This is a genomic window from Nocardioides sp. GY 10113 (genome assembly GCF_004919105.1).
GTDB lineage: Bacteria > Actinomycetota > Actinomycetes > Propionibacteriales > Nocardioidaceae > Nocardioides.
Genome location: NZ_STGK01000001.1, coordinates 513,547 through 521,419 on the forward strand (window position 1 = coordinate 513,547; position 7,873 = coordinate 521,419).

General features: G+C 67.2%; 3 protein-coding genes. 2 read left to right on the top strand and 1 reads right to left on the bottom strand.

Annotated elements, in window-relative coordinates:
• Positions 1 to 123 precede the first annotated feature (123 nt).
• Entirely contained in the window at positions 124 to 3,645 is a 3,522-nt protein-coding gene (gene rpoB / locus E8D34_RS02280) for a DNA-directed RNA polymerase subunit beta (protein ID WP_240771040.1), read from the top strand.
• Between the two features lie 122 nt (positions 3,646 to 3,767).
• Positions 3,768 to 7,625: a DNA-directed RNA polymerase subunit beta' gene (locus E8D34_RS02285; protein ID WP_136592919.1), complete on the top strand. Its 3,858-nt coding sequence runs from the start codon at positions 3,768 to 3,770 to the stop codon at positions 7,623 to 7,625.
• A 5-nt stretch (positions 7,626 to 7,630) separates the two neighbouring features.
• On the opposite strand, the gene E8D34_RS21000 is transcribed toward E8D34_RS02285, so the two are convergent.
• Positions 7,631 to 7,873: hypothetical protein (locus tag E8D34_RS21000; RefSeq protein WP_206056495.1), on the bottom strand; the 243-nt coding region annotated here is incomplete at its 5' end.

Below are 7,873 nucleotides of genomic sequence, written 5' to 3' on the forward strand. Positions count from 1 at the left end.
CGCGCGCGCAATTCGGGTAATGTGGCGCTTTGCGCCTGCCCTCATATGCTCTCTGGCCTGTCCGGTGGCCGGGGAAGTGGTCGGTCGGCGCTCTCGAAGGCGAAACCCGTCGAAGGACAACTCTTGGCCGCGCGCACCACTCCCGGTAAGCCCCGCATCTCTTTCGCGAAGATCAACGAACCGCTCGAGCTCCCGCAGCTCCTCGCCCTCCAGACCGACAGCTTCGACTGGCTGATCGGCAACGACGTTCACCAGGCCCGGGTCGAGGCCCGTCGCGCCGCCGGTGAGGACGTCTCGGACAAGTCCGGCCTGACCGAGATCTTCGAGGAGATCTCGCCGATCGAGGACTTCTCCGAGACCATGTCGCTCTCGTTCGAGAACCCGGTCTTCTACGACCCGAAGTACACGGTCGACGAGTGCAAGGAGAAGGACCTCACCTACTCCGCGCCGCTCTACGTCTCGGCCGAGTTCACGAACAACGAGACGGGCGAGATCAAGGGCCAGACGGTCTTCATGGGCGACTTCCCGCTGATGACCCCGAAGGGCACCTTCGTGATCAACGGCACCGAGCGGGTCGTCGTCTCCCAGCTCGTCCGTTCCCCCGGCGTCTACTTCGAGCGCAGCGCCGACAAGACCTCCGACAAGGACATCTACACCGCCAAGCTCATCCCGAGCCGTGGCGCGTGGCTGGAGTTCGAGGTCGACAAGCGCGACCTGGTCGGCGTCCGCCTGGACCGCAAGCGCAAGCAGAACGTCACCGTGCTGCTCAAGGCGCTGCAGGCCATCGCCGAGGACACCGGCGAGCTCTACGACTACGAGGCCGTCATGGCCGACCTCCGTCAGTTCGAGTCGATCCAGCTGACCGAGGAGAAGGACAACACCCAGGGCCCGGACGACGCGCTCCTGGACATCTACCGCAAGCTGCGCCCGGGCGAGCCGCCGACGCGCGAGGCCGCGCTCACCCTGTTGAAGAACTACTACTTCAACCCCAAGCGCTACGACCTGGCCAAGGTCGGTCGCTACAAGATCAACAAGAAGCTGGGTCAGGACGAGGCGTTCGACCAGCAGACCATGACCATCGCGGACATGGTCGCCACGATCCGCTACCTCGTGCAGCTGCACGCGGCCGGCACCCCGACCGAGGCCCCCGACCTGGTGGCCGAGGGCGAGGTCGTGCTCGGCCCCGACGAGAAGCCGATCAAGGTCCAGGCCGACGACATCGACCACTTCGGCAACCGCCGGATGCGGACCGTCGGCGAGCTCATCCAGAACCAGCTCCGCACCGGCCTGGCCCGGATGGAGCGCGTGGTCCGCGAGCGGATGACCACCCAGGACGTCGAGGCGATCACGCCGCAGTCGCTGATCAACATCCGCCCGGTCGTCGCGGCGCTGAAGGAGTTCTTCGGCACCTCGCAGCTCTCGCAGTTCATGGACCAGACCAACCCGATCGCGGGCCTGACCCACAAGCGTCGCCTGTCGGCGCTGGGCCCGGGTGGTCTCTCCCGTGACCGCGCCGGCATGGAGGTCCGAGACGTCCACCCGTCGCACTACGGCCGGATGTGCCCGATCGAGACGCCGGAAGGCCCGAACATCGGTCTGATCGGCTCGCTCGCCTCCTACGGCCGGATCAACCCGTTCGGCTTCGTGGAGACGCCGTACCGGAAGGTCGAGGATGGTGTCGTCACCGACAAGATCGACTACCTGACCGCCGACGACGAGGACCGCTACGTCATCGCGCAGGCGAACGCCGCGCTCGACGCCGACTTCCGCTTCGTCGACGAGCGCGTGCTGGTCCGCCAGCGCGACGGCGAGGTCTCCGAGGTCCCGGCCGACGAGGTCGACTACATGGACGTCTCGCCGCGCCAGATGGTGTCGGTCGCGACCGCCCTGATCCCGTTCCTCGAGCACGACGACGCCAACCGCGCGCTGATGGGCGCCAACATGCAGCGTCAGGCCGTCCCGCTGATCAAGTCGGACAGCCCGATCGTCGGCACGGGCATCGAGTACCGCGCCGCCGTCGACGCCGGAGACGTGGTCTGCGCGACCGCTGCCGGTGTGGTCAAGGAGGTCTCCGCGGACCTCGTCGAGACCATGAACGACGACGGCACCTACTCGTCGTACAAGCTGGCCAAGTTCAAGCGCTCCAACCAGGGCACCTGCATCAACCAGCGCCCGCTGGTCGCCGCGGGTGACCGGGTCGAGGTCGGCTCGCCGATCGCCGACGGTCCGTGCACCGACATGGCCGAGATGGCGCTGGGCACCAACCTGCTCGTGGCGTTCATGCCGTGGGAGGGCCACAACTACGAGGACGCGATCATCCTCAGCCAGCGCCTGGTGCAGGAGGACGTCCTCACCTCGATCCACATCGAGGAGCACGAGGTCGACGCCCGCGACACCAAGCTGGGCCCCGAGGAGATCACCCGGGACATCCCGAACGTCTCCGAGGAGATGCTCGCCGACCTCGACGAGCGCGGCATCATCCGGATCGGCGCCGAGGTCACCACCGGTGACATCCTCGTCGGCAAGGTCACCCCGAAGGGCGAGACCGAGCTGACCCCGGAGGAGCGGCTGCTGCGCGCGATCTTCGGTGAGAAGGCGCGCGAGGTCCGCGACACCTCGATGAAGGTCCCGCACGGCGAGTCCGGCACCGTCATCGGCGTCCGGGTCTTCGACCGCGAGGCCGGCGACGAGCTGCCCCCGGGCGTCAACCAGCTGGTCCGCGTCTACGTGGCCCAGAAGCGGAAGATCTCCGTCGGCGACAAGCTCGCCGGCCGCCACGGCAACAAGGGCGTCATCGCCAAGATCCTGCCGATCGAGGACATGCCGTTCATGGAGGACGGCACCCCGGTCGACGTGGTGCTGAACCCGCTGGGCGTGCCGCGACGGATGAACATCGGCCAGATCCTCGAGCTGCACCTGGGCTGGCTGGGCAAGCAGGGCTGGCACATCGACGCCGACCTGCAGGACCAGGACTGGGCCCAGCGCCTGACCGCGATCGGTGCCGACTCCGCCGAGCCGAACACCAAGCTCGCGACCCCGGTCTTCGACGGTGCCCGCGAGGACGAGATCACCGGCCTGCTCGGCGCGACGCTCCCCAACCGGGACGGCGTGCGGATGATCGGTGAGGACGGCAAGGCGTCGCTCTTCGACGGTCGCTCCGGCGAGCCGTTCAAGGACGCGGTGTCGGTCGGCTACATGTACATCCTGAAGCTGCACCACCTGGTCGACGACAAGATCCACGCGCGGTCCACCGGTCCGTACTCGATGATCACGCAGCAGCCGCTGGGCGGTAAGGCCCAGTTCGGTGGCCAGCGGTTCGGCGAGATGGAGGTCTGGGCGATGGAGGCGTACGGCGCGGCCTACGCCCTCCAGGAGCTGCTCACCATCAAGTCCGACGACGTGCCCGGTCGCGTCAAGGTCTACGAGGCGATCGTCAAGGGCGAGAACATCCCCGACTCCGGCATCCCCGAGTCGTTCAAGGTTCTCGTCAAGGAGATGCAGTCGCTCTGCCTCAACGTGGAGGTCCTGTCCCAGGACGGCACCACCATCGAGATGCGCGACGCGGAGGACGACGTCTTCCGTGCCGCTGAGGAGCTCGGCATCGACCTGTCGCGTCGCGAGCCCTCGAGCGTCGAAGAAGTCTGAGCGTGATGCTCCCCGCCGGCCGGGACGACCGGACCCACTCGGTCCGGCGGCCCGGCCCGGCGGGGGAGCAGCCTCAGTCCCCAGCCTCACTTTCAAAGAACTAACGAAGGACTCACAGCCCCGTGCTTGACGTTAACTTCTTCGACCAGCTTCAGATCGGCCTGGCCACCGCGGACGACATCCGCACGTGGAGCCACGGCGAGGTCAAGAAGCCGGAAACCATCAACTACCGCACGCTCAAGCCCGAGCGTGACGGCCTCTTCTGCGAGAAGATCTTCGGTCCCACCCGGGACTGGGAGTGCTACTGCGGCAAGTACAAGCGCGTGCGCTTCAAGGGCATCATCTGCGAGCGCTGCGGTGTCGAGGTGACCCGCTCCAAGGTCCGCCGTGAGCGGATGGGCCACATCGAGCTCGCTGCCCCGGTGACCCACATCTGGTACTTCAAGGGCGTGCCCAGCCGTCTCGGCTACCTGCTCGACCTCGCCCCGAAGGACCTGGAGAAGGTCATCTACTTCGCGGCGTACATGATCACCGCCGTCGACGAGGAGGCGCGTCACCGCGACCTGTCCTCGCTCGAGGCCAAGATCGGCCAGCAGCGCAAGATGATCGAGGGTCGCCTCGACGTCGCGATCGCCGACCGCACCCAGAAGCTCGAGGAGGACCTCGCGGCGCTGGAGGCCGAGGGTGCCAAGTCCGACCAGAAGCGCAAGGTCAAGGACGGCGCCGAGCGCGAGATGGCGCAGCTGCGCAAGCGCACCGAGAACGAGCTCTCCCGCCTCGAGGAGGTCTGGGACACGTTCAAGAACCTCAAGGTCCAGGACCTCATGGGTGACGAGGTGCTGTACCGCGAGATGAAGATGTGGTTCGGCAAGTACTTCGAGGGCCACATGGGCGCCACGGCGATCCAGAAGCGCCTCCAGTCGTTCGACATCGAGGCCGAGGTCGACAGCCTCCGCGAGACCATCGCCACCGGCAAGGGCCAGCGCAAGGTCCGCGCGCTCAAGCGACTCAAGGTCGTCGACGCCTTCCGCAAGACCGGCAACAAGCCGCAGGGCATGGTCCTCGACGCCGTCCCGGTCATCCCGCCGGACCTGCGCCCGATGGTGCAGCTCGACGGTGGTCGGTTCGCCACCTCGGACCTGAACGACCTGTACCGCCGCGTGATCAACCGGAACAACCGCCTCAAGCGTCTGCTGGACCTGGGCGCCCCGGAGATCATCGTCAACAACGAGAAGCGGATGCTCCAGGAGGCCGTCGACTCGCTGTTCGACAACGGCCGTCGTGGTCGTCCGGTCACCGGCCCGGGCAACCGGCCGCTGAAGTCCCTCTCGGACATGCTCAAGGGCAAGCAGGGTCGCTTCCGTCAGAACCTGCTCGGCAAGCGCGTCGACTACTCGGGCCGTTCGGTCATCGTGTCGGGTCCCCAGCTGAAGCTGCACCAGTGCGGTCTGCCGAAGCAGATGGCGCTCGAGCTGTTCAAGCCGTTCGTGATGAAGCGCCTGGTCGACCTGTCGCACGCGCAGAACATCAAGTCCGCCAAGCGGATGGTCGAGCGCGCCCGCCCGGTCGTGTGGGACGTCCTCGAAGAGGTCATCACCGAGCACCCGGTACTGCTCAACCGTGCGCCCACGCTGCACCGCCTCGGCATCCAGGCCTTCGAGCCGCAGCTGATCGAGGGCAAGGCCATCCAGATCCACCCGCTCGTCTGCACCGCGTTCAACGCGGACTTCGACGGTGACCAGATGGCGGTGCACCTGCCGCTGTCGGCCGAGGCCCAGGCCGAGGCGCGGATCCTGATGCTGTCGACGAACAACATCCTCAAGCCCTCGGACGGCCGTCCGGTGACCATGCCGACCCAGGACATGATCATCGGCCTGTTCTTCCTCACCACCGAGCGCCCGGGCGCCATCGGTGAGGGCCGGGTGTTCTCCTCGCAGGCCGAGGCGATCATGGCGTTCGACCGCAACGAGATCACCCTGCAGAGCCGGGTCAAGATCCGCTTCGACGACGCCGTCGTCGACGGCTCGGAGGGCCCGGAGCAGGCGATCGTCGAGACGACGCTGGGTCGCGCGATCTTCAACGACACCCTGCCGGCGGACTACCCCTTCGTGAACTACGAGGTGGGCAAGAAGCAGCTGGGCGCGATCGTCAACGACCTCGCCGAGCGCTACGGCAAGGTCGAGGTCGCGGCGTCGCTGGACGCGCTGAAGGACACCGGCTTCTACTGGGCCACCCGCTCGGGTGTGACCGTCTCCATCGCGGACGTCACCACCCCGGACGACAAGGCCGAGATCCTGGCCGGCTTCGAGGCGCAGGCCGCGAAGATCCAGAAGCAGTTCGAGCGTGGTCTGGTCACCGACGAGGAGCGCCGTCAGGAGCTCATCGAGATCTGGACCGAGGCCGGCAAGAAGGTCGGAGACGCGATGGAGGAGGCCTTCAAGGCCCAGCCGTCCAACCCGATCTACATGCAGGTCTACTCGGGCGCCTCCGGTAACTTCAACCAGATCCGCCAGGTCGGCGCCATGCGTGGTCTGGTGGCCAACCCGAAGGGCGAGATCATCCCGCGCCCGATCAAGGCGAACTTCCGTGAGGGCCTCTCGGTCCTGGAGTACTTCATCTCCACCCACGGTGCTCGCAAGGGTCTGGCCGACACCGCGCTGCGTACCGCCGACTCGGGTTACCTGACCCGTCGTCTGGTGGACGTCTCGCAGGACGTGATCATCCGCGAGGAGGACTGCGGCACCGAGCGTGGTCTGCCCAAGGTGATCGGCGAGCGTCTCGAGGACGGCACCGTCGTCAAGCACGAGAACGCCGAGACCGCGGCCTACGCGCGCAGCGCCGCCGTCGAGGTGACCCACCCGGAGACCGGCGAGGTCCTCGCCGCCGCCGGTGAGGACCTGGGCGACGTCAAGATCGGTGAGCTGATCGAGGCCGGCATCGCCGAGGTCAAGGTCCGCTCCGTGCTGACCTGCGAGGCGCACACCGGCACCTGCGCGAAGTGCTACGGCCGCTCGCTGGCCACCGGCAAGCTCGTCGACATCGGTGAGGCGGTCGGCATCATCGCCGCCCAGTCCATCGGTGAGCCGGGCACGCAGCTGACGATGCGTACCTTCCACACCGGTGGTGTGGCCTCCGCGGACGACATCACGCAGGGTCTGCCCCGCGTGGTCGAGCTCTTCGAGGCCCGCACCCCGAAGGGCTACGCACAGATCTCCGAGGCCGCCGGCCGCGTGGAGATCGAGGAGACCGACAAGGCCCGCAAGGTCCTGGTCACCCCGGACGACGGCAGCGAGGTCAAGGAGTACGTCGTCTCGCGGCGCTCGCGGCTGCTGGTCGGCGACGGTGACCACATCGAGGTCGGCACCAAGCTGACCGCCGGTACCGAGGACCCGAAGGAGGTGCTGCGCATCCTGGGTGTTCGCACCACGCAGCAGCACCTGGTGGACCAGGTCCAGGAGGTGTACCGCAGCCAGGGCGTGTCGATCCACGACAAGCACATCGAGATCATCGTGCGGCAGATGCTGCGCCGGATCACCGTGCTGGAGTCGGGTGACACCAACCTGCTGCCCTCCGACCTCGTCGACCGCTCCCGGTTCGAGCAGGAGAACCGTCGCGTCGTCTCCGAGGGCGGTCGTCCGGCCTCGGGTCGGCCGGAGCTCATGGGCATCACGAAGGCCTCGCTCGCGACGGAGTCGTGGCTCTCGGCGGCCTCCTTCCAGGAGACCACCCGGGTGCTCACCGACGCCGCGATCAACGGTCGATCCGACAGCCTCCGTGGCCTGAAGGAGAACGTGATCATCGGAAAGCTGATCCCGGCTGGTACCGGCCTCGAGCGGTACCGCAACATCCGGGTGGAGCCGACCGAGGAGGCCCGCCAGGCGGCGTACGCCGTCACCGGCTACGAGTCGTACGACTACGAGTTCGGCGGCAGCCAGGCGGTCGCCCTGGACGACTTCGACTTCGGTTCCTACTCGAACTGAGCTCGTCACTCGCGGTGATGGCCGCTCGGTGCTTCGGCACCGGGCGGCCATCGCCGTTTTCGGGTGCGTACGACGTCTGACTGCTCGATTCCGCGGTGCGCGAGCGCGCGCGAATAGCAGCGGGAGGTACCGCAGGGCCAAATCGCGCCAGCGGTGCTCTTGCACACGCTCAGAAGCGGCATCTGGATTTGTGTGTGGGTGTGGGTGTGCGTAATGTTCTCTTTGTCGCCGGGTGCGGCGGGAGGCAA